The organism is Candidatus Goldiibacteriota bacterium HGW-Goldbacteria-1 (assembly GCA_002839855.1).
Lineage (GTDB): Bacteria > Oederibacteriota > PGYV01 > PGYV01 > PGYV01 > PGYV01.
The window spans coordinates 384114-402528 of the sequence record PGYV01000004.1; the positions used below are offsets into that span (position 1 = coordinate 384114).

At 42.3% G+C, this 18415-nt stretch carries 18 protein-coding genes; 1 reads left to right on the forward strand and 17 read right to left on the reverse strand.

Going from position 1 to position 18415, the window contains the following annotated elements; all coding sequences use genetic code 11:
* Position 1 precedes the first annotated feature (1 nt).
* The 12 genes from CVV21_05515 to CVV21_05570 form a co-directional block, all read right to left on the reverse strand.
* Positions 2–844, reverse strand: a complete 843-nt coding sequence (locus CVV21_05515) for a hypothetical protein (GenBank protein ID PKL92209.1) — start codon at positions 842–844, stop codon at positions 2–4.
* Positions 825–1925 carry a hypothetical protein gene (locus CVV21_05520; GenBank protein ID PKL92210.1) on the reverse strand — a complete coding sequence of 367 codons (1101 nt, stop codon included), beginning with the start codon at positions 1923–1925 and terminating at the stop codon, positions 825–827. Before CVV21_05520 ends, CVV21_05515 begins: the two co-directional genes overlap by 20 nt.
* Position 1926: 1 nt before the next feature.
* Positions 1927–2190 carry a hypothetical protein gene (locus CVV21_05525; GenBank protein PKL92211.1) on the reverse strand — a complete coding sequence of 88 codons (264 nt, stop codon included), beginning with the start codon at positions 2188–2190 and terminating at the stop codon, positions 1927–1929.
* A gap of 18 nt (positions 2191–2208) precedes the next feature.
* A complete protein-coding gene (locus CVV21_05530; protein PKL92212.1) occupies positions 2209–2601 on the reverse strand; it encodes a hypothetical protein in 393 nt (130 codons plus the stop codon).
* A gap of 493 nt (positions 2602–3094) precedes the next feature.
* A complete protein-coding gene (locus tag CVV21_05535; protein PKL92213.1) occupies positions 3095–4123 on the reverse strand; it encodes a hypothetical protein in 1029 nt (342 codons plus the stop codon).
* 316 nt (positions 4124–4439) lie between these two features.
* Positions 4440–5018, reverse strand: a complete 579-nt coding sequence (locus CVV21_05540) for a hypothetical protein (GenBank protein ID PKL92214.1) — start codon at positions 5016–5018, stop codon at positions 4440–4442.
* Positions 5015–6616 (reverse strand): hypothetical protein, encoded by a 1602-nt coding sequence (locus tag CVV21_05545; protein PKL92215.1) that lies wholly within the window; start codon positions 6614–6616, stop codon positions 5015–5017. The genes CVV21_05540 and CVV21_05545 overlap by 4 nt, the downstream gene beginning before the upstream one ends.
* Entirely contained in the window at positions 6616–7911 is a 1296-nt protein-coding gene (locus CVV21_05550; protein PKL92216.1) for a hypothetical protein, read from the reverse strand. The genes CVV21_05545 and CVV21_05550 overlap by 1 nt, the downstream gene beginning before the upstream one ends.
* Positions 7908–8813 carry a hypothetical protein gene (locus CVV21_05555; protein PKL92217.1) on the reverse strand — a complete coding sequence of 302 codons (906 nt, stop codon included), beginning with the start codon at positions 8811–8813 and terminating at the stop codon, positions 7908–7910. Before CVV21_05555 ends, CVV21_05550 begins: the two co-directional genes overlap by 4 nt.
* 21 nt (positions 8814–8834) lie before the next feature.
* The gene (locus CVV21_05560) at positions 8835–10115 is read right to left on the reverse strand and encodes a hypothetical protein (GenBank protein PKL92218.1); all 1281 of its coding nucleotides are present in this window, start codon (positions 10113–10115) and stop codon (positions 8835–8837) included.
* A gap of 286 nt (positions 10116–10401) precedes the next feature.
* A complete protein-coding gene (locus CVV21_05565) occupies positions 10402–11736 on the reverse strand; it encodes a hypothetical protein (GenBank protein ID PKL92219.1) in 1335 nt (444 codons plus the stop codon).
* A 183-nt stretch (positions 11737–11919) separates the two neighbouring features.
* On the reverse strand, positions 11920–13014 hold the full coding sequence (locus tag CVV21_05570; GenBank protein ID PKL92220.1) for a Fic family protein: 1095 nt from the start codon (positions 13012–13014) through the stop codon (positions 11920–11922).
* 522 nt (positions 13015–13536) lie between these two features.
* On the opposite strand from CVV21_05570, the gene CVV21_05575 reads away from it, so the two are divergent.
* Positions 13537–14193, forward strand: coding sequence for a hypothetical protein (locus CVV21_05575; protein PKL92221.1), 657 nt, complete (start codon positions 13537–13539; stop codon positions 14191–14193).
* Positions 14194–14271: 78 nt separating this feature from the next.
* On the opposite strand, the gene CVV21_05580 is transcribed toward CVV21_05575, so the two are convergent.
* The 5 genes from CVV21_05580 to CVV21_05600 all read right to left on the reverse strand — a co-directional run bounded on the left by CVV21_05580 (position 14272) and on the right by CVV21_05600 (position 18404).
* Positions 14272–14799, reverse strand: coding sequence for a hypothetical protein (locus CVV21_05580; protein ID PKL92222.1), 528 nt, complete (start codon positions 14797–14799; stop codon positions 14272–14274).
* A 14-nt stretch (positions 14800–14813) separates the two neighbouring features.
* Positions 14814–15119 (reverse strand): transcriptional regulator, encoded by a 306-nt coding sequence (locus CVV21_05585; protein ID PKL92223.1) that lies wholly within the window; start codon positions 15117–15119, stop codon positions 14814–14816.
* 300 nt (positions 15120–15419) lie between these two features.
* Positions 15420–16406, reverse strand: a complete 987-nt coding sequence (locus tag CVV21_05590; protein PKL92224.1) for a hypothetical protein — start codon at positions 16404–16406, stop codon at positions 15420–15422.
* Positions 16384–17076 carry a hypothetical protein gene (locus CVV21_05595; protein PKL92225.1) on the reverse strand — a complete coding sequence of 231 codons (693 nt, stop codon included), beginning with the start codon at positions 17074–17076 and terminating at the stop codon, positions 16384–16386. Before CVV21_05595 ends, CVV21_05590 begins: the two co-directional genes overlap by 23 nt.
* On the reverse strand, positions 17076–18404 hold the full coding sequence (locus tag CVV21_05600) for a hypothetical protein (GenBank protein PKL92226.1): 1329 nt from the start codon (positions 18402–18404) through the stop codon (positions 17076–17078). Before CVV21_05600 ends, CVV21_05595 begins: the two co-directional genes overlap by 1 nt.
* Between the last annotated feature and the right edge of the window lie 11 nt (positions 18405–18415).

The window sequence follows — 18415 nt, forward strand, 5'->3', positions numbered from 1 at the left end:
TTTATATTCTCCCTGTGTTTTGTCCGGCTTCTATCAGCCTTTTTCTTGTTTCAAACATTACTGCTTTTAAAACCAGCTTAATGTCAGATACCTGCTGCGCGTTTGTCCTTATGCCGTAAACGGCCGGGTTAATTGCCCCGCCAAGCGCGCACATATGTTCAAGATTTTCTGTCAGCCGCGTAAAGTTTATGCCCAGCACGCCGATGATACCCGCTATTCTTTCATCTTTTAAATCCATGACTGCGGCTTTAATCTCTTTTCTTATGAAACTGCTTATTTCATCTTTTCTTAAATACCTGATAATATCGCGCGCGCTGCGCATAATTGCGTAATCCAGCGGGGTCTTTTCATAAAAAGAAACCCTGTTAACGCAGAAACCACACGATTTTAAAAAATCAAGATGTTCTATATCAAGATGCCATCCCGCCCAGCACACAGCGGGCATAAAAATGTCATCCCACGCGGAAGCGTTAACCGCGCTGTCTGCAATTGCCTTTGTAAGTGTCAAATTACCTGTACACGCCCCAAGAGACATAGGCGCAAGCAGCAGTTCTGAAATTGGGGTGTACAGATTAAAATTCACGCCGGTTTTTTCTGTATTATCCATAAACCTTATAAATTCCCCGCCCTGTTCGCCGCAAATGCCGGACTTTAACATTTTTCTTATAATTTCCGCGCCGCCTTCGGCTAACACCGCGTGCACAATGGCGCGTTTCTGGTGTTCTTCAAGGAGCCGCGTGTCAAACCGCCTTAATAAACACATGGCTTCATCCGCAAAGCCGGCTTTTATCCGGCTTAACATGTCATCTGTAAAACGCGCCGTTTCAATATCCGCCGATACCATTTTGCACCTTTAAGTTGTGTATTTGAATCACGCGCCTTAGGAATTTTTTTAATTTTCCTTGTGCAAAATCAAGGGGGTTGTTTACACCGTGAAAAGATTTAACGTCGTACCCGGCTTTTACTAAAAGTTTAAGCATCTTTATTTTTTCACCGTTATCCGGCATGGATGCAAGCCAGCAGAAATAAGACAGCCGGTCAAAAGAAGTGATATCAGCCCTTAACTGCAGAATTTTATCAAGAGTCTTGTACTTATTATCTGCCATGCATTCGCTTAATATTGTCCTTCCCTGCTTGTCCGCCAGATGAAGGTTTCCGCCAAGTTTTACAAATATGTCTAATGTATCCAGTACCATTTTTACGCCGTCTTCATAAACTGATACTCTATAAAACGCGGCAGTTCTGCCGTATTCATCCTGCGCGTTTACGTCCGCCCCATACTCTTTCAGCAGCGCGGCGCATTTAAAAGCCGTCTTATGAGCTGTCATGGCACAGATGAAAAGAGCCGTAATAATATGGCTGCCTGAATTAATACTTTTTAATTTTTTAAGTATTTTACCCAGTTTAACCTTGTCATCGTACTGCGCCGCTTTTAAGCCAGGTACTGCCAATTTTCCGGGTTCTCCCGGGAAAACATAAGACATAACCGTGTTAAGCGCATCCGCATGTTTAAAACCGCCCGTTTCAAACCACGGGGCATAATCCCCGGTATTATATTTAAGGCCGGCGGAAAAAGCCGCCTTTATCATTTTTATACTGCCATGCCTTACACAGGGCCTTATGATATTGCCCTTTTCATGCGCCATGTTAATATCAACGCCCTTATTTATAAGCCAGACAGCGAATTTTTTATCATTTAACTGAAATGCTTCATTAAGAAGGCACACAGGGTCGTAATTGGGATGTGTCTGCAGAATAATTTCTGCAAGTTCTAAACTGCCGCAATACGCGATTAGTTCAAAGTACCAGCCTGCCGCACCGGTTAAATCAAGCCGCGCACCGTCTTTAATAAGTTTTACAGCGCCTTTGGCATCGCCATTTAATATGGCATTTCCCAGAAGTTCATTCGGCAGAATATTTTTCATGTTACGCTGCGCAGAAATAAGCGTTGTTGTATTTAACGGTAGTTATCGTGTTTTCACGGATGTGAATGCAAAAGTCTTTGTACGCTATTACGGTTTCTGTCCCGCGGCTTAATTTAATCTTTGCCGCAAAGCCGTTGTTTATAATCTCTGCTGTTTTTTCAGAGACTTCTTTAATGTCCCTGCAGCCCGCCCTTTGAAACATTCTGTCCGCCGCGTGATGGCTTAAATAAAGCTCCCTTTTGCCGTAGTTAAATTTAAGTTCCATAATTGCCTCCCTGTTTTTTTATATTACCGGTTTTGCAGATTTGGCCTTTTTATTTGCCGGCGGACACGTGTTTTCTAACGCCCTTTTAAGCCTTGCAAAATAAATAAGTATTTCTGAAAATGCCTCTCTTGTTATGATGTTTTTATCAAATGATGTGTAAATATTGGTTTTCATCCTTGCCATTTCCTGCTTTATTGCCGCTATGCCTTTTCTTTTTGTCTTTGCCCCGGAAAGGTAATCTGTTACCAGCATCATAATGGCCCTGGCAGAATTAGGGAGCGGATCCCTTAAAAACGGATCGTGTTTGTTATCATGTCCTGTTAAATAATAAAGACACTTCTGAAATTCCCTGGCGTTTTTATAAAGTTCTGTTGCTTCTATCTCTGTTTCCGCTTCTTTCTGCTTCTGCATGGTGTCTCTCCTTTTAATCTTTTCACTTCAACTGCCGCGCCCTAAAGGGACGCGCCTACCAAACCTACTTCTGCTATACCTGTAATAGCAATCCGCGTGCCACTGAAAAAAAGGACATAAACAAAGGGGATTTTGGGGCGCAAAGGGGGAAAGTGTCAAAAAATGACAGGAGTGGTACCGAGGGACGGATGCACGGAGGGACAGAGGGACGGAAGTTTGGTGAAGCAGATGCTTGGATGTTTAGATGTTTGGAGGCTCGGTAAATACAATTATAAGAACCAAATCAACTGCCGCGGGCTGAAGACCCGCGTCTACCAAAGCGAAGCCAAAACATAAAACCTAAAACAAAAAACCAAAAACGCGCACCCTAAAGGGTTCGGCTACCATTGCCAAAACAAATTTATACCAGGAACAAACAATAATTATAAAAACAAAAACGCCCTGCGGGTGCAGGGCGTTTTTTATATGTAAGGACTAAACTTTAAAAACTAACTTATTCTTTAGCCAGTTCTTCTTTTAATTTATTCGCCATTCTTTTTGCTGCTTCTGCTGACAGTTCTTTTAAATCACGCAGAATTTCGCCGGACGGGTCTGCAACATCGGGTTCTATTTTATCCGGCCAGTTTTTGCCGCCGGACATTCTCCAGGTTACTGCTTTATGCGTGGGCCTTGCAAGTTTCATGGGGGCAAGGTCGTCCATTACCGGCCTTTCAAAATCCGCTATAATTTCCCCTGTCTTATCTATCATAACCATTGTCATATCAACCTTCACTGTCCCTACCACCCTGTCTTTGCTTACAATAACCCTTACTCCCTGCGGAGGCGGCAACAGCGTGTCTGCCATTACCACTATAACAGCGTCAAGTTTTGCCGCCGCGCATACGGCTTTGGCCTGTTCCAGCAATGCCATTTTAAGCCCCTGGTTTTCGCCTTCATCTGTTACCCTTTCGCCGTTTACGTATTTTATTGTAGTGCCTGATTCCGCATTATTAAAAAGCGTGTAAGGGATAAACGGGACTCCTTTTGCGCCTATAAGCACTTCTTTGTGGCCATCAAGCACTTTCTGCGCAGCAGCTGCCGGATTTTTTCTTGCTTCTCCCGCTGCTGATGCCGCCTGCAGCCCTTCTTTTAATGCTGTCATAAAATCCGCGTTTGAATCGCCCTGTACTTTTGTAATCATCGCGTCCGGATTTTCCTTAAAGTAACTTAAAGCACCTGCTGCCTTTGACATTGTGCCCGCGTAGTAATAAGCCGGAACTTTGGCAAGCGAAGCTGACGGTACAATAGTAAATAACCTTGCGGATTTCAACTGATATTCCGCCTGCGCCAGCGCGTAATCAGCGGCCTGCTGCATTACAGCGTTATTGGCGGCATTTGAAGGCGCGGATTTAACCATTGTCAAACTTAAAACGCCCGCCCTTTTTACCCCAAGAAGAGCTTCTTTGTTAATCTGCGTCCCCGCGCAGCCAACAACTGATAAAACAACCGCAACAGCAAGTACAGACAAAAACAATCTTTTCATAAAACCCTCCGAATTATATTTTTGCGCATAAACGCACATCTGTTTATAGACGTATTAAACCATAAAAATGTTGCAGCAGATATATAAAAAACAGACGCTTGGACGCTTAGATGTTTGGAGGCTTGGCATGCAGACCCGAGGGACGGTAAAACAGATGCTTGGACGCTTAGATGTTTGGAGGTTCGGCAAATACAATTACAAAAACAAGAGAGCACAGGCTCGCTTCAACCAGATTTTACCAATCTTCCAAGCATCCAACCTTCCAAGCATCCGTTTTTGTAAGCATCCAAACATCCAAGCCTCTAAGCATCTATTTTTAAAACGGGCAGTAGTCCGCGTAGATAAAAAGGGTGGTGGTGCGGTATTCCTGACTTGTGCCAAGAGGGTCGGGAAGCGCGTCACCGATACTTGGAAAAATTTCCAGCAAAGGAGCCGCAAACATGGAACTATCCCCTTCCGCTATTGAAAAAAGATTCATATCCCCAAAAACCTTAACAGCAATACCATAAGTCCCGCCTGAATAAATCTGTGCTGCGGGTATGGTAATTAAATTCCAGCCTTTGTCTATCCTTACAATTTCAGACTGTGCCATAAGTACGTTAGACGAACTATACAACCCGACTTTCACATCGCCGCCATCCGCGGATTTTATGCTTATGCTTGTAACCGTTCCTGAATTATTTGCCTGATGCCTGCTTACCCACACAAGGTCACGCGTCACTTTATAATACTGAATATCACCCATTTTTGTCCCAATACTTTCCGCATTATCGCAGTTTGCGGCCGGCGTCGGCACTATATACGGCAGAAACGGGTTGCTTCTTTCAGTGCACCCTGTGATAAGTGCTAACATTAGAACAATTGCAGCAGCTGATATTATGAATAATTTTCTCATTTAATACCCCCGCATGAACTCCACATCCAGCCTATCTGCAGCCTGTAAATAATATCATCTGAATCCAGCGAATCAAACGCGTACATTCTTATATTATGCGCGTACTCCGCGCCGGCATCAATTAAGAATCCGCCAAGCGAAAGCCTGAATCCAAGCTCGCACCCTACTGAAAAACCAAACACTTCATCTGATTCCCCGTCTTCATCATTCTGCCCGCCGCCCGGCCCATAATACTGATTGAACCTTCCGTAGCCGCCGCCAAACACAGGCCCCACGTATAATCCCGCGGGAGAACTAAAAGAAGGATTAACCTGCCACAACGGGTAAAAATTCGCGGCAATTTTAATTCCCCAGAACATGCCGTCAAGCCCTTCGTCGTTATACATAATATTATCAATCCAAGTACTTATACCAAATAAACCGCAGTCGCCCCATCCCATTCTTAAATTAAAATCTCTCTGCGTGTGATTACCTTCTATTATTCTTGCCAGCGCAAGCATATCTGTTTCCATATAGAAACCGTCTTTTTCATCTTCTGTCTCGGCTTTGGCTTTTGGCTGTTCAATTCCCTGTTCTTTTCTTAACTCTTCCAGTATCTCTTTTTTTAACCTGTCTTTCATTTCCTGCTCTGTTTCCTGCTTTGGAACAGTTGTCAGCTGCACTACAGGTGAAGGAACCACAGTCTGTGTAGCTGTCGGCACCGGCGTATATGTATCCGCCGCTGTGGGTGTCATTGTCTCTGTGGGTAAAATCACCACTGTGTTTTCGGGTGTGGCAGTTGCAGCCGGTGTATATGAAGATTTTAAATTTGATTTTGCCGTTTTTATATTGGCTGACGGCGTTACGTCAAACGGCACCGCCGCGCTGCCGGCTTTCTGATGAAAAGAAATACCCGTGCCCAGTGCAACGCGCCCGCTTGTGGAAATAGAACAGGTAAAATCAAGGCTTGTTTTATACCCTATGAAATTACTTGCGCCCAGGATAAGCGATAAGTCCATATTATCAAAATTACCCACATTACTTACCTGCAGCCCCGCGTTCAAATCTAACGTCTGCGAGACAAACCAGTGCCCCCTTGTATAAAGCCCCAGCCCCACTGAATTTTCCAGTATATTTAAGCTGACTGACGCGTCCATTACATTATTAAAAAAGTACGTGCCGGCGTAAAGGTTAATAGATGCTGTGCCGGCGCTGCCCATAAGATTGCCCGATAAAAAGAAGTCGTAGCCATTTTCGCTTTTTGCGCCCGCGCCCCATTCTTCTGTTTTTTGAATTTTGCCGTTTTCATTTACTGACCACAGTTCTGATACCAAATCCCCGCCGGATACCGATACCATGCAGGCGTTCCCTTTATTATTATTGCCCCATTCTTCAACCGCCGCTTTTATTATTATCTTACGCGTGCTGTCACTTTCAAGGTTGAATTTTTCAGACACATCCAGAAGAAGAATTGCGCCGGTTTTTACGGATGCGGAATTAAACATGCCGCCTGAATAAATATCAGACCGCTTAAAATCATCCAGCGGGGCGGCAAACGCGGGTATTGATAAAATAATAAAAATCGCGGAAAGAATTAAATTTTTATTTAAGGCGGCCATTAAAAGTACCTCGTAGTGCCGACATAAACCGATACTGATGGGTCATCGCTTACAAGGGTTTTATTAAGTGATAATATGATGTCCGCGCTGCTTGATTTTTTATCAAGATACCATGAAAAACCGCCGTTTAACGCAATGGAGATTGAAAGGCCGTCTCCCGATACCCCAAAGATTACCGCCGTGCCGGGATTTAAACTGTAATTTTCATCAATAAAATATCTGTAAGTGGCGCCCACGCTTAAATTTAAGCCCGATAATGTGTCAAAACCCGCGCCAAGAGAAACTTCCATTTCTTTTAATACCATTATTCCAAGCCTGCCGGAAAGCGCCAGTGAAAAATCCCCTCCGCCGCCAAAACCCATATTGGCGCCGCCAAAACTTATGACGTATGTGTCTTTAACACCCGGTGTTTCAAGTTCCGGATTTTTATTGCGCATCCACGCTTCTTTGTCGCTCTGTTTTATCTGCCCAAGTTCTTTTACCCTTTGGCTTACTTTATCACCATCAGCCTTGCCAAGCCCGGTTATAGTCTGCGCGGCTTCTGCGGCTGCGCGCGCGGAATCAAAAGCGCCCGCGCCTTCCAGCGCAAGGGAGCACCCCATGTATGCTATCACCCAGCCGGGATATTTTTCCGCCATTTTTCTGAAAGCATAAGCCGCGGAAAAGTATTTTTCTTCGGAATAATACATAAGCGCTGTTTTTAAACTTTCACGGGCTTCTGCAGTATCAGGCTCCGCGGATTTCACATAGCGCGGCAGCGGTTTATCCGCGCCAAGTTTTCCGGCGCAGTATAATTTTTCAGGGTTTGTTGTGTTAAGGGCGTCTTTTGCAAAATAAGCGTGATATCCGCCGCCGTTTTGCGCCGCTTTCCACATGTCCCTTCCCATATCGCGGTACCCTGCAAGGTGGTAAACCCAGCCCGCGTAATAATATGCCGCGGCGCCGTATGGTTCTTCCTGCCTGTCCGTATCAAGAAAATTTACCGCGGGTTCATACATTCCGCCCGCGCCAAGCGCCATTGCGTATTCCGGCCTTATTTTTGACCATTCGCCGGAATCTTTAAGCGCCTTGTAATAATTGATGGAATTTATGATGTCGCCCTGAATTAAAAAATCCCTTGCCCCTGCAATACGGTCCGCTGAAGACCACGGCATTGAAGCGGGCGCTGTTTTATATTTTATGTTCCAGCCGCCGCAGTCACCGGGATTAAATTCGGGAAGCGGTTTGGCATATAAGGCGCCTGTAAAAAATAAACACACCAAAGCCGCTGATATAAGAAAATAAGTTTTTTTCATTTACGCGCGTATCCTTTGAAGTCCGAAATATTGTCAACCTGAAGCACAGCGGTTTCTGACGGGATGTACACATATAGTTTTCCGCCGGATACGCTGATAGACGGATTGGACACGGCTAAAAATTCCATTGAATTGTTTTTACCCGCATAACCCACGCCTTTTGCGGTGCAGTAAAAAAGCCCGGCATTGGCATCATACGCAAGCCCTGTTATTGCTTCTTTTGAATGTTTAAAAATACCTTCTGTTTTATCAGCCCCTAAAACTGACGCCGCTACAAGTTTATCCATGGCAATAAATGTGGTTTTGCCGTCTCCCGCTGCCGCGGATATTTTATTGCCCGCGGAGAAGAGTTTTTTATAAACCATTTTCATTTTATCATCAGACGCGCCCTCACCGGACGCGGTAAACACTTCATACCGCCCGTTTGCAGGGTTCTTTCCTATTATATATATGACGCTGCCCGTTCCCGCAGAAAGCCTGCATTCATTTACCGGAAGTTTTGCAATGGGCTGAAAAGGGTGAATGCCGTTATCAGTGGTGCTTCCTTTAACCGGCGGGATGTAACCAATATAACCCTTTGCGGCAAAATACAGCGCGCCTTTTGCCGTTAAAACAAAATCATCATACTGCCGGTCAATGCCAAACATGTAATTTTTATTGGGGTTAAGCACGTATTTACCGCCGCGGCCAAGCCAGATATTGCCGCTGCCGTCCATTTTAAAAACTAAACCTGCGCCTGTATTTTTACTTTCTGCCGGCGGTATAATCCAGTTGAATTTTACTTTGCTTGCCGGCGGCAGAAGCACGGCCGCGTTTTTTAAAAGGTTTGGTTTATTTTCCGCGCCGTACGAACAGACAGATAACGCAAACAATACAAGCGCGGCTGTTAAAATACGTTTCATTTTGTCCTCTTTTGTTTTTTATTACTGCCCGTCGTTATGAAATAATTCATTTATATCGCTCTGCGTATAATTCGGGTTTGTCGCTATGTCGCCGGCTTTTTTAAGGCCCTGCATTACATTTTCCGTAAGGTTGGTTGTATAATTTTTAATTATATTTATGCTCTTGTCCGCTATCGCTCCCTGCACGCCTTTCATCTTGCCTGACAGATATCCCACAAGCTGGCCGTTCATCTCTGTACCCAGCGCTTCATTGCCCTGTTTTGCCGCGTTATCAAGGTTTTTAATATTGCCGTATATGCCGTAAACTTCCACAGCGGCACCCATACCTTCTTTTATATTCTCATTTCCGCCGGATATGGCATCCATAAAAGCATCTGTGCCCGCGTCCGTTACTTTTCCTTCCACTTTGGAATACATATCATCAGCCAGGAATTTAAGTACGCCCGCGTCATTACCGGATTTTCCTTGTGCTTTTTCCGCCTGTGCCATAGCGGAATTGTAATCATCCCCGCTTAATGTGTTGCACCTTTTTTCGTCAATCACCGACGGCACGCGCCCTGCAAGGCGTTCAGCAAAAGGCCTCTGCGGGTCATACGATTTAAGCAGCGCGGGGTCAACTGTGTCCTGCCCGTCATCCAGGCAGACCACATTTGGGTCATTGCATGGATTTACGCGCGGGATTGCAGGCGCGGGTTTTACAGGCACAGGTGTTGGTCTTTCAGATTTGCCTTTAGTATTATTTTCATCAGGTTTGTGAAACTTATTATACGCCGTAAGCATCTTTCCCAGCCAGTAATCCCTGGAAGTCATCTTATCGCCGTATGACATAATATAATTTTCCGGATTATCAAAACCATAATTAAGGGAGACCCTTTTTAAAACTTCCCATTTCTTCTCATTTGACAATAACCAGTTTTTTGTTTCATCCTGTGAATTGGGGGTAAAAAACCCGGTGCCGTATGTGTCGCTTGCGGCATTAATACTTCCGCCGGCGCCGCTGCGGCTGCAGTCGGGCATGTTTCCCGCGCACGTGCATCCCGGAAAATACGCATTTACCATTCCCGGGCAGCAGTGCATATAGTCGTTCACGTTTACGGATGTTGAATATGAAGTGGCTGTGGCAATTACAACGCCGCAGAATCTGCATTTTAGGGTACAGGACGCGAAAGTGGTGGTACTGGTGCATGACATGTTTATCCATTCTACCGTGGTGGAATAACTGTAGCTGAAAACCCCGGCGGGGATAAAAGCGCAGAATATTATCAGGAATAGTTTTTTGATGATTTCCATTTTAAGTTTCATGAATTCGCTCTAACCGCCCTGTGTCAGCCTGAAATCCCGATACATAATCAATTTCAAATTACCACTTGGCATTACAAAAGTCAATTGAATTGTATTATTGTTGATTATTTTGCAGTATTTTATATTTGGATGCTTGGACGCTTAGATGTTTGGAGGCTTGGCATACAAAAATAAGGGACGATAAAGCAGATGCTTGGATGTTTGGAGGCTTGGAGATTTGGTAGCCGCACCTTTTAAGGTGCGTTGTTTAGATTTTGTTTTTGCTTAATACGCTGTCTGCCTTTTTCTACCCCAGGCCCCTGCCCTTTAAGTCCTTTAACGCGCGCAGGGCTTTTTCATAATCCGGTTTAAGCTTTAAGGCTTTTTCCAGATGTTCCTTAGCTTTTTTGTAATGGCCTAAAAAAAAGTGGCTTACAGCCATATTGTGATGCACCACGTGGTTTATGTCCGACAATTCGCAGTATTCTTTATACAGTTTAAGCGCGGCAGCGTGTTTGCCGTTCTGCCCAAGTTCAAGGGCCTGATTATAAAGCTTTTCGGCCTCTTTTTCTTTTTCAGCGCATATTTCTTTAACCTGAAAACTGTAGCCAACCCTTAGTTCCGGGTTTCCCATTTGTTTTCTTTCATCTATAACCGCCTGTTCCGGAGATTTGCCGTCAAGCGCCATGTTAGGCAGCTTCATCCATTCCTGAACTTTTTTATCCGCTTCATCCTGATTGGTAATCTTTCTTTTCTGTAATTGTTCATGCATATACGACATTGCAAGTTCTATCACAGCTGTCTCTATGGGCCCTTTTTGCGTTGAAAAAGGAAGCAGGCTGTTCCAAAATTTATAAACAGCGTCCAGAAACGGCTCTGCCATTTTATTATTTTTATTCATTACTATACGCGCGTATGGATCTATAATTTCATTAGGCATTTCCGTTCCTTTAGCGCCTTCTTCAAGTTCTTTAATAAGTTTTAATGTTTCATCCGCGCTGAATCCCGCCCTGCCTGCTTCATGCAGAACCCGGTCTTTTTCCGACATTTCAACTTTATCTTTTTTTCCAAACAGCCCTGCCACGTCAACAGGCGTTAATCCTGCTTTTATACCCTCAAAACGCCCCCGGTTGATTCTGATTATTGTAGCGGCTTCAGACGGCATTTTAATCGCGCTTGTTGCCATTATCTTTATATCTTCAAAAGTCAAAATACGGCCTATTATTACATCCCCTTTTTGTATGAATTTTGTCAGCGTGCCATCTGTTACATGATGTTGAGCCGACCCAAAAAGTTCGCGCAGTATTGCCTCTTTGCCGGTTTTTAAAGCCACAACTTCAAAAATACCATACCAGTTATTTTTAAACTGAGCACATATGTCCTTATTGTCAGGGTGGGTTCCGGAATTTTCCATAAAATCATCAAGTACCCCCTGATTTGTGTCCGGTATTTTATAATCAAATATAAACCAGTCAAGGGCCATAATTCTCCGCTGATGCGGCTCTGCAGGCATTAAATCAAACAACGATTCCTGTTCTTTCAATTTAGCGAATAAAACCGGCTTTGACACTATAAATTCAAGAATATCAACGTAAAACTCTTCCATAAAATCCCTGTAATCGTACATTTTGTCGCTGTCCAAGATATCCTCCTTTTATATAACATTTAATATTAACCATTGGTTTTACGCAAGTTTTTTATATACCACATAAATATTAAAGCGAGGCGCAATATATTGCGCCTCTACATTAAGAACACAATACAACTGCCGCGCCCTAAAAGGACGCGCCTACCAAAACCAAATCAAAATATAAAAAATCCAACACTACTGATTATTAAAATCTTTTTCTTCATTTCCCATGTTTATATACGCGGTTGCCCTGCCGCTGCCGGTTTTTTTAATAAGTTTAAGTTTTACAAGCCTTGCAAGTGACTGGCCTGCGGTTTCCCTGTTCATTTTAAGTCTGCTTACAATAATCTTATTTGTTATCGTTTCATATTTTTCAAAGAGTTCTAAAATCGCCCTGTGTTTTTCAGAGATTAAAAAAAGAGGATTTTCACCCTGCACAGTTTCTTTTACTGTTTCAGCGTGCTTCACCAGCACATCAAGAATAAAATCAAGCCATGGTATTATATTTTCCGCTTTTTTACCCCTGTTCATCTGGCTTTTTCTTAAAGCAAGGTAATATGAAGCTTTATTATCTTCTATTATTTTTTCAAGCGATGCATAGCGCGCGTATGAATACCCGCTTTTTAAAAGCATAAGATTTAAAACAGCCCTGCTAAGCCTTCCGTTGCCGTCCTGAAACGGGTGTATGGAAAGAAATTCAAGGTTAAAATTGGCGGCTATAAGCAGCGGATGAAAAATTCCGTCAGCATACGCTTTTACAGCCCAGTCAATAAGTTCCCTTGTTTCTTTCTGCGCAAGATAAGGTTCTGTGGGATTAAAAATAACCGACTCATTGCCTTTATTATCCCTTGCCACAACGGCATTTGAAAGAAACTTATACCTGCCCTTGTGCCTTTTGTCTTTTTCAGAGAACTTAAGCAGCGCATCATGAAAACCAAAGATTATATTTTCAGTTATTTGAATCTGATTATAATTATCAAATATAGTTTCCAGTAATTCCGCATAACCCGCGACTTCCTGCGAGTCTCTGTCTTTTAACCTTGATACCTTAAGTCCGTTAAGAAGTTTTTTAACCTGCTCATCGGACATCTTTGAACCTTCTATCCTTGTTGACGAACCTACCGAAGACACAATTGTGCTCTGTTTAAGGCTGCCAAGTATCTGCGGGCCAAGCCCGGGAGCAGCTTTAAACCACCCTTTAAATTCATCTATTTTTGCTATTTTCCCGTAAATACGCGCTGCGTCATTTCCGGAAATGGCATTTAACCGTCTGGTAAGATTTGATTCCATATTGCCTCCTTTTTAACTATACCCAATTATACCCAATTGTACCCAATTAATCAACGGGAGAATTATACAAACCCGAGGGACGGTGAAACAGATGCTTGGATGCTTGGATGTTTGGAGGCTTGGCTTATAAACCAGAGGGACGGAGGGTCGGATGCACGGAGGGACAGAAGTAAAATCAGACATTCAGACCTGCAAATCAACTGCCGCGGGCTGCCATCTCCGCCATAGCATTTTTTTTGCTGCGACGGCCGGGAAAGACCCGCGTCTACCATGACAAAAAAATCTAAAACACGCGCCCTAAAGGGACGCGGCTACCACTACATAGACCAAAAACACATAGGATCAGAGTCTATTCCGTCTTCTTACGCTCGCATGCCCGCTTCAACCGGATCTTACCAATCCTCCAAGCATCTAACCTTCTAAGCATCCGTCCTTATAACCTTCCAAACATCCAAGCGTCTAAGCATCCAACCTTCCAAACGTGCTATAATAAATTTATTATTACAAACGAGAGGAAACCTTATGCCTTCGAAATGGCTTACAGATAATGGCTCTAAAATCACACTTGTAGTATCCGGCAGAAATAATATTTTTCTTGTGGAATCACAGGGTACCACCCTTCTTGTGGATGCCGGTATGGGTTATATGTACGACAACCTGCTGCTGAAAATAAAAAAGACCGGCGCTGAGCCTTCTATAATCGTTTTAACCCACGCGCATTACGACCACGTGGAAAACACTTCAAGACTTAAAGCGCATTTTAATGCCAAAGTACTTATTCACCGCGCCGAAACAGAACACTTAAAAGCCGGGGTAAACCCGGAAGACAAACCGGTTAAAGGAAAATTTACGATAGAGGGTGAAAATTATCCTCCTGTAATACCCGATATTATTGTTGATGAGCTATATAACGCAGGGGGCGGAATTACCATTATACATACGCCCGGCCATACTCCCGGTTCAATAAGCATACTGGTTGATGATGAAATAGCCGCCGTCGGCGACGCGATGTTTAACGTGTATCCCGGGCAGGCAATGGTACCGTATGTCATGGACAGGCGCGTGCTGATAAAAAGCTGGAAAAAACTACTGGATACAAACTGCAGGCTTTTTTTGCCGTCTCACGGCAGGGCAATTACAAGACAGACAGTGGAAAAGGTTTATAAAAAGTATACTTAAATCAGAATTGCTTCTTTGAAGTATAATATTTTATACTCCGGTATAATTAATTATACCCTGACATCTGCCGGTTAAAATTTATTCCCCCGCGAAAAGGCCCACAAGCGCCAGAAGAAAGAATATCCCGCCCAGTATTAAAACTGTTATCTGTCCGCCGGAAAGATTTGTTTTTAAAACAAGTTCCGGCTGTTCTTTTTTCCAGTAATCATTAAGCGTTTCCTGTACTATTGTCAAAGGCGCAATGGAAAAAAACGTTAATAACCAGTAAGGGTCAGGCAGCCTCCACAGCGCTGTCAGCACAATATACTGAACAAGCATCCATCCCGGTAAAAACAGTTTTTCAATGCCGGAATTTTCCGCGTGCCCCCTGATATCATCAAACTGCCTGTAAGTAAGTATAAGCCCCCAAATAGGAACAAAAAGCCCTGCTGTCCTCCAGCCCGGTTTTATATCAAGATTATGATGGGCTTTTAACTGTTTCCAGTTTTTATAAAACCAGAAGATCTGATATATCCCGAACGTGGCAATTGACAGCGCTACCATGTGCCATAAAGGTATTGCATTGGAATACTGCAGCTTTTCCTGTTTTAATACCTGCTGTTCCATTTTTAACCCCCGGATTAAACTATAGATATCTTTATCTTTTTTCCCATTCCATTCGCAATTTTATTAAGCAATCCAATAGTTATATTCTGCCCGCCTTTTTCAACCCGTGATATTTCCTGCTGTTTGACACCCGCTTTTTCCGCAAGCTGTTTTTGTGTGTAATGCTTTTTACCCCTAAGTTCCTTTATTTCCTCCGCCACCATATAAGACAGCCTTTCTTCTTCATACGCTTCCCTGTATTCAGGACTTTTCTGATGTTCTTTTTTGCGTTTTTCATAAATTTTACCGTCGGTATAAACACCTGCTTTTTTTGTTTTCATTTTTTTCACCCTGTTTGATTCTCTTCTCTATACTTATAAATAAACATACAAGAAATAACTTGTATTGTCAACCCGGGTATACCGTTGAAAACAGAGGCTTAGATGCTTGGATGTTTAGATGTAAAAAAACAACCATTTATTACAAAACCCGCGGGCTAAAGACCCGCGTCTACCAAATCTAAATTACTATATAGTTATTATTTCACAATTACCAGCTTTTTAAGTTTCCCGTTTTCTGTCTTTCCGCTTTCAACAATCACAAACCGCGTAAACCATATGCCGAGTGCAAACACACAAAATTTATTTCTGAGGCCGTACGCATTTTTTAAACAGGTCAAAACACGGACACCTGTTATATTTTTCATATATCATCATACACGGACAGTTGGAAAACAACCCCCATATATTAAACAATATTATCACAAAATAAAACCATTTAGCATGCGGAAAAAACAGCGAAATCATATATGTAATTAATATAATAACAGATTTGTTAATATACGAAAATCCAACCTTTGGAGTTTTCATAAGCAGTCCCGTAAACACATGCGCTGCTATTATTATCCCAATTCTTACAGGCGTCATCTCTCCGTAAATCACAAGCGTTATAAAAAGAGCTATTAACGCAAACCTTAAAACCATACTGAACCATCCTTCAAATTTAGGCACTAATTGTTTAACAGAAGCGGAATGGATGGCAAAACCTGTCGGATCTGCTTCTTTAAGCAGTTTGTCTTCCGCGTTTGCCCTTGCTATCATCATAGGCGTGTAAATGAATAATATAAGAATCAATGCTGCATAATTAAGAAACATTATACTGCTGCCTATAAGCCATAATATAATTGAACTGTACATCGGATGGCGCACTATGGAATAAGGCCCTGCGGTAATAATTTTATGCCCTTCCTGTATTTCTATCATATTTGACCAGTATTTCCCCAGTGTGGACTTGGACCATACATGTATAAAACATCCGGCAGCTGATAGTATCAATCCATAGGAAGCTGCGGCAACACGGGCTGTCAGATCAGTTTCCAATACCCCGATATCAGCCTGTAAAATATTAAAAATAATTACTATTACGGCAGCCATTGAAAAAGTCTCCACCGGGTGGGGCTTGTTCTCTTTCTCCTTATACGGCTTAGCCCCATATTCAATAAATTTATAAACCACAGATATTAATATTATCAATGCTGTCAGCCATATCCAAATCAGGTTATATATATATAATTCATTGGATTTATTAATAATATCTTTTATTATGTCAGTGTATAATTGCAGGTTCATTTATTCTCCTTTTTATCATCAAAATTAAAAACGGCAGTATAAGTACGGCAATAACCTGATACACGGTAAATCCAAATAAAACTCTGGGTTCTATCCTTATAAATTCAATTAAAAAACGGAAAACCGAATATGCGGCAAGATATACTAAAAAATGCAGGCCTTTAAATTTACCTGTTTTATATAAATAAAAAAAGACTATACCGCACATAAACTGAAAAACGCTCTCATAAATCTGTGCAGGATGCACATAACTACCGGCATAGTTTTTTGTTCTGATAAAAAAATCTGTTTCAGTACCGCCGCAGCAGCCGTATATAGAACACCCTATTTTCCCCAGCCCCGCGGAAACACACAACGGCACTACAAACCTGTCACCAAACGCGCCATTGATTTTCTTAACCATTTTATAAATATTGGATGCAATTAACGCTCCTACAAGCGCTCCAAAATAACTTTTACCCGTTAAAATATATTCTTCACGGAAGCCATAAGACAAAAACACCGGCAATTTTGCTCCGATTATAGCGCCAAGTATCATAAAAGGCAGCACCGTTGTTTTTATATCCTGCTGCCCTTCACGGCGCATCACTTTCAGTAGAATTACCGCTGCTATAAGGCTTATAAAAGAAAAAAGAGTGTAATATAAAGGACCGGCATTTTCCGGATGCATTATTCAGCCCTTTTATTGAATACATTGTTAACACAGAAAGGTATAATTTTGCCTTTGCCTGTAGATACACCCACACAGCATTTTTCAGCCCTTTCAGTGTCAAAAGTATGGGCGTCCATAAAGTTCTTAACAATAATTCTTATCATTTTCATATCTCCGTTATTTGAACTGTTTCCATCTGTGAACTCTTTAAGTTTTTTTAACGGGGTAAGGTTATCTACAATCTGTGAACAGCACCCTCCTGAATTGCACGTGATTTGTTCTTTAAGGTATTTAAGAGCCCCGGAATCAAAACCTATTTTATCTTTTATGGCTCCCTGATGTTTGGCAAAATCAATATATTTTGCCAAAGAATATGATTTTTTCCCGTCAACAAACAGAAATGAAATTGAAGTGCAGTTTTCATGTGAACAAGGCAACGGCACTATGTGATTATATTTAAGATAACCGGTTTTATCCATGGCAACCAGTATATCTTCCTGAAGCAAAGGTTTTTGTTTCAACCCTTTAGCCCACCCTGTACCTGTAAGCCTTTGAAATGTTATTCCGGTAATATTTTTTGTTTCTATAGCCAGTTCCAGTATTCTTCCTATTTCACCAAGATTTCCGCGGGTTACGGTTACCGCAAGGCACATTTTAATACCGTCATTATTAAGTTTATTAATTAATGTAAGTTTCTTTTCAAGAAGAGAAGCTCCCCTAAGTTCAATTTCGGCTGTTGTGTCAAAACCGTCAAACTGAAGATAGATTTCAACTTTATCTTTAAGATCCCTGATTTTATTACAATTATCACTTTCCCCAAGAAGCGCAAGCCCGTTTGTATTTATTAACACGCGGTTAATATTCCTTGAAGCTGCATGTTCAAGAAAAGATACAAAATTCGTGTGAAGAGTCGGCTCCCCCCCGGAAATCTGCAGCACATCAAGGCTGTCATTTTCGGTTCGCATTATTACGTCAAGGCGCTTTTTAAATTCTTCAAAGGATATGTCGCCCGTATTTTTATCACCATAATAACAGACAGGGCACTTTAAATTGCATTTTCCGGTAATCTCTATCAAAGCTGTGCATAGGTGCTGCTTGTGTTTATCGCACCATCCGCAGTCATCCGGGCAGCCTTTGAAACTTTTAGTCTGTCTTTCATATACTGCTTTGCCGGATGAAGTAAAGGTTTTATCAAAAAAACGTTTTGCATCCCTGCTTATTAGCGTTTTAATTTTTCCGTGTTCCGGACATTCACGTACAAGAAAAACATCATTACCTTCTGTAATTTTTTCTGCCGGCAGTATTTTAAGGCAATGCGGACAGCATGATACTGTGTTTTTTACCATCAGTCACGGCT

What these genes read in the sequence shown, in the direction of transcription:
- CVV21_05515 (PKL92209.1), bottom strand. Translation starts at nt 844, where the DNA reads ATGGTATCGGCGGATATTGAAACGGCGCGTTTTACAGATGACATGTTA.
- CVV21_05520 (PKL92210.1), bottom strand. Translation starts at nt 1,925, where the DNA reads ATGAAAAATATTCTGCCGAATGAACTTCTGGGAAATGCCATATTAAAT.
- CVV21_05525 (PKL92211.1), bottom strand. Translation starts at nt 2,190, where the DNA reads ATGGAACTTAAATTTAACTACGGCAAAAGGGAGCTTTATTTAAGCCAT.
- CVV21_05530 (PKL92212.1), bottom strand. Translation starts at nt 2,601, where the DNA reads ATGCAGAAGCAGAAAGAAGCGGAAACAGAGATAGAAGCAACAGAACTT.
- CVV21_05535 (PKL92213.1), bottom strand. Translation starts at nt 4,123, where the DNA reads ATGAAAAGATTGTTTTTGTCTGTACTTGCTGTTGCGGTTGTTTTATCA.
- CVV21_05540 (PKL92214.1), bottom strand. Translation starts at nt 5,018, where the DNA reads ATGAGAAAATTATTCATAATATCAGCTGCTGCAATTGTTCTAATGTTA.
- CVV21_05545 (PKL92215.1), bottom strand. Translation starts at nt 6,616, where the DNA reads ATGGCCGCCTTAAATAAAAATTTAATTCTTTCCGCGATTTTTATTATT.
- CVV21_05550 (PKL92216.1), bottom strand. Translation starts at nt 7,911, where the DNA reads ATGAAAAAAACTTATTTTCTTATATCAGCGGCTTTGGTGTGTTTATTT.
- CVV21_05555 (PKL92217.1), bottom strand. Translation starts at nt 8,813, where the DNA reads ATGAAACGTATTTTAACAGCCGCGCTTGTATTGTTTGCGTTATCTGTC.
- CVV21_05560 (PKL92218.1), bottom strand. Translation starts at nt 10,115, where the DNA reads ATGAAACTTAAAATGGAAATCATCAAAAAACTATTCCTGATAATATTC.
- CVV21_05570 (PKL92220.1), bottom strand. Translation starts at nt 13,014, where the DNA reads ATGGAATCAAATCTTACCAGACGGTTAAATGCCATTTCCGGAAATGAC.
- CVV21_05575 (PKL92221.1), top strand. Translation starts at nt 13,537, where the DNA reads ATGCCTTCGAAATGGCTTACAGATAATGGCTCTAAAATCACACTTGTA.
- CVV21_05580 (PKL92222.1), bottom strand. Translation starts at nt 14,799, where the DNA reads ATGGAACAGCAGGTATTAAAACAGGAAAAGCTGCAGTATTCCAATGCA.
- CVV21_05585 (PKL92223.1), bottom strand. Translation starts at nt 15,119, where the DNA reads ATGAAAACAAAAAAAGCAGGTGTTTATACCGACGGTAAAATTTATGAA.
- CVV21_05590 (PKL92224.1), bottom strand. Translation starts at nt 16,406, where the DNA reads ATGAACCTGCAATTATACACTGACATAATAAAAGATATTATTAATAAA.
- CVV21_05595 (PKL92225.1), bottom strand. Translation starts at nt 17,076, where the DNA reads ATGCATCCGGAAAATGCCGGTCCTTTATATTACACTCTTTTTTCTTTT.
- CVV21_05600 (PKL92226.1), bottom strand. Translation starts at nt 18,404, where the DNA reads ATGGTAAAAAACACAGTATCATGCTGTCCGCATTGCCTTAAAATACTG.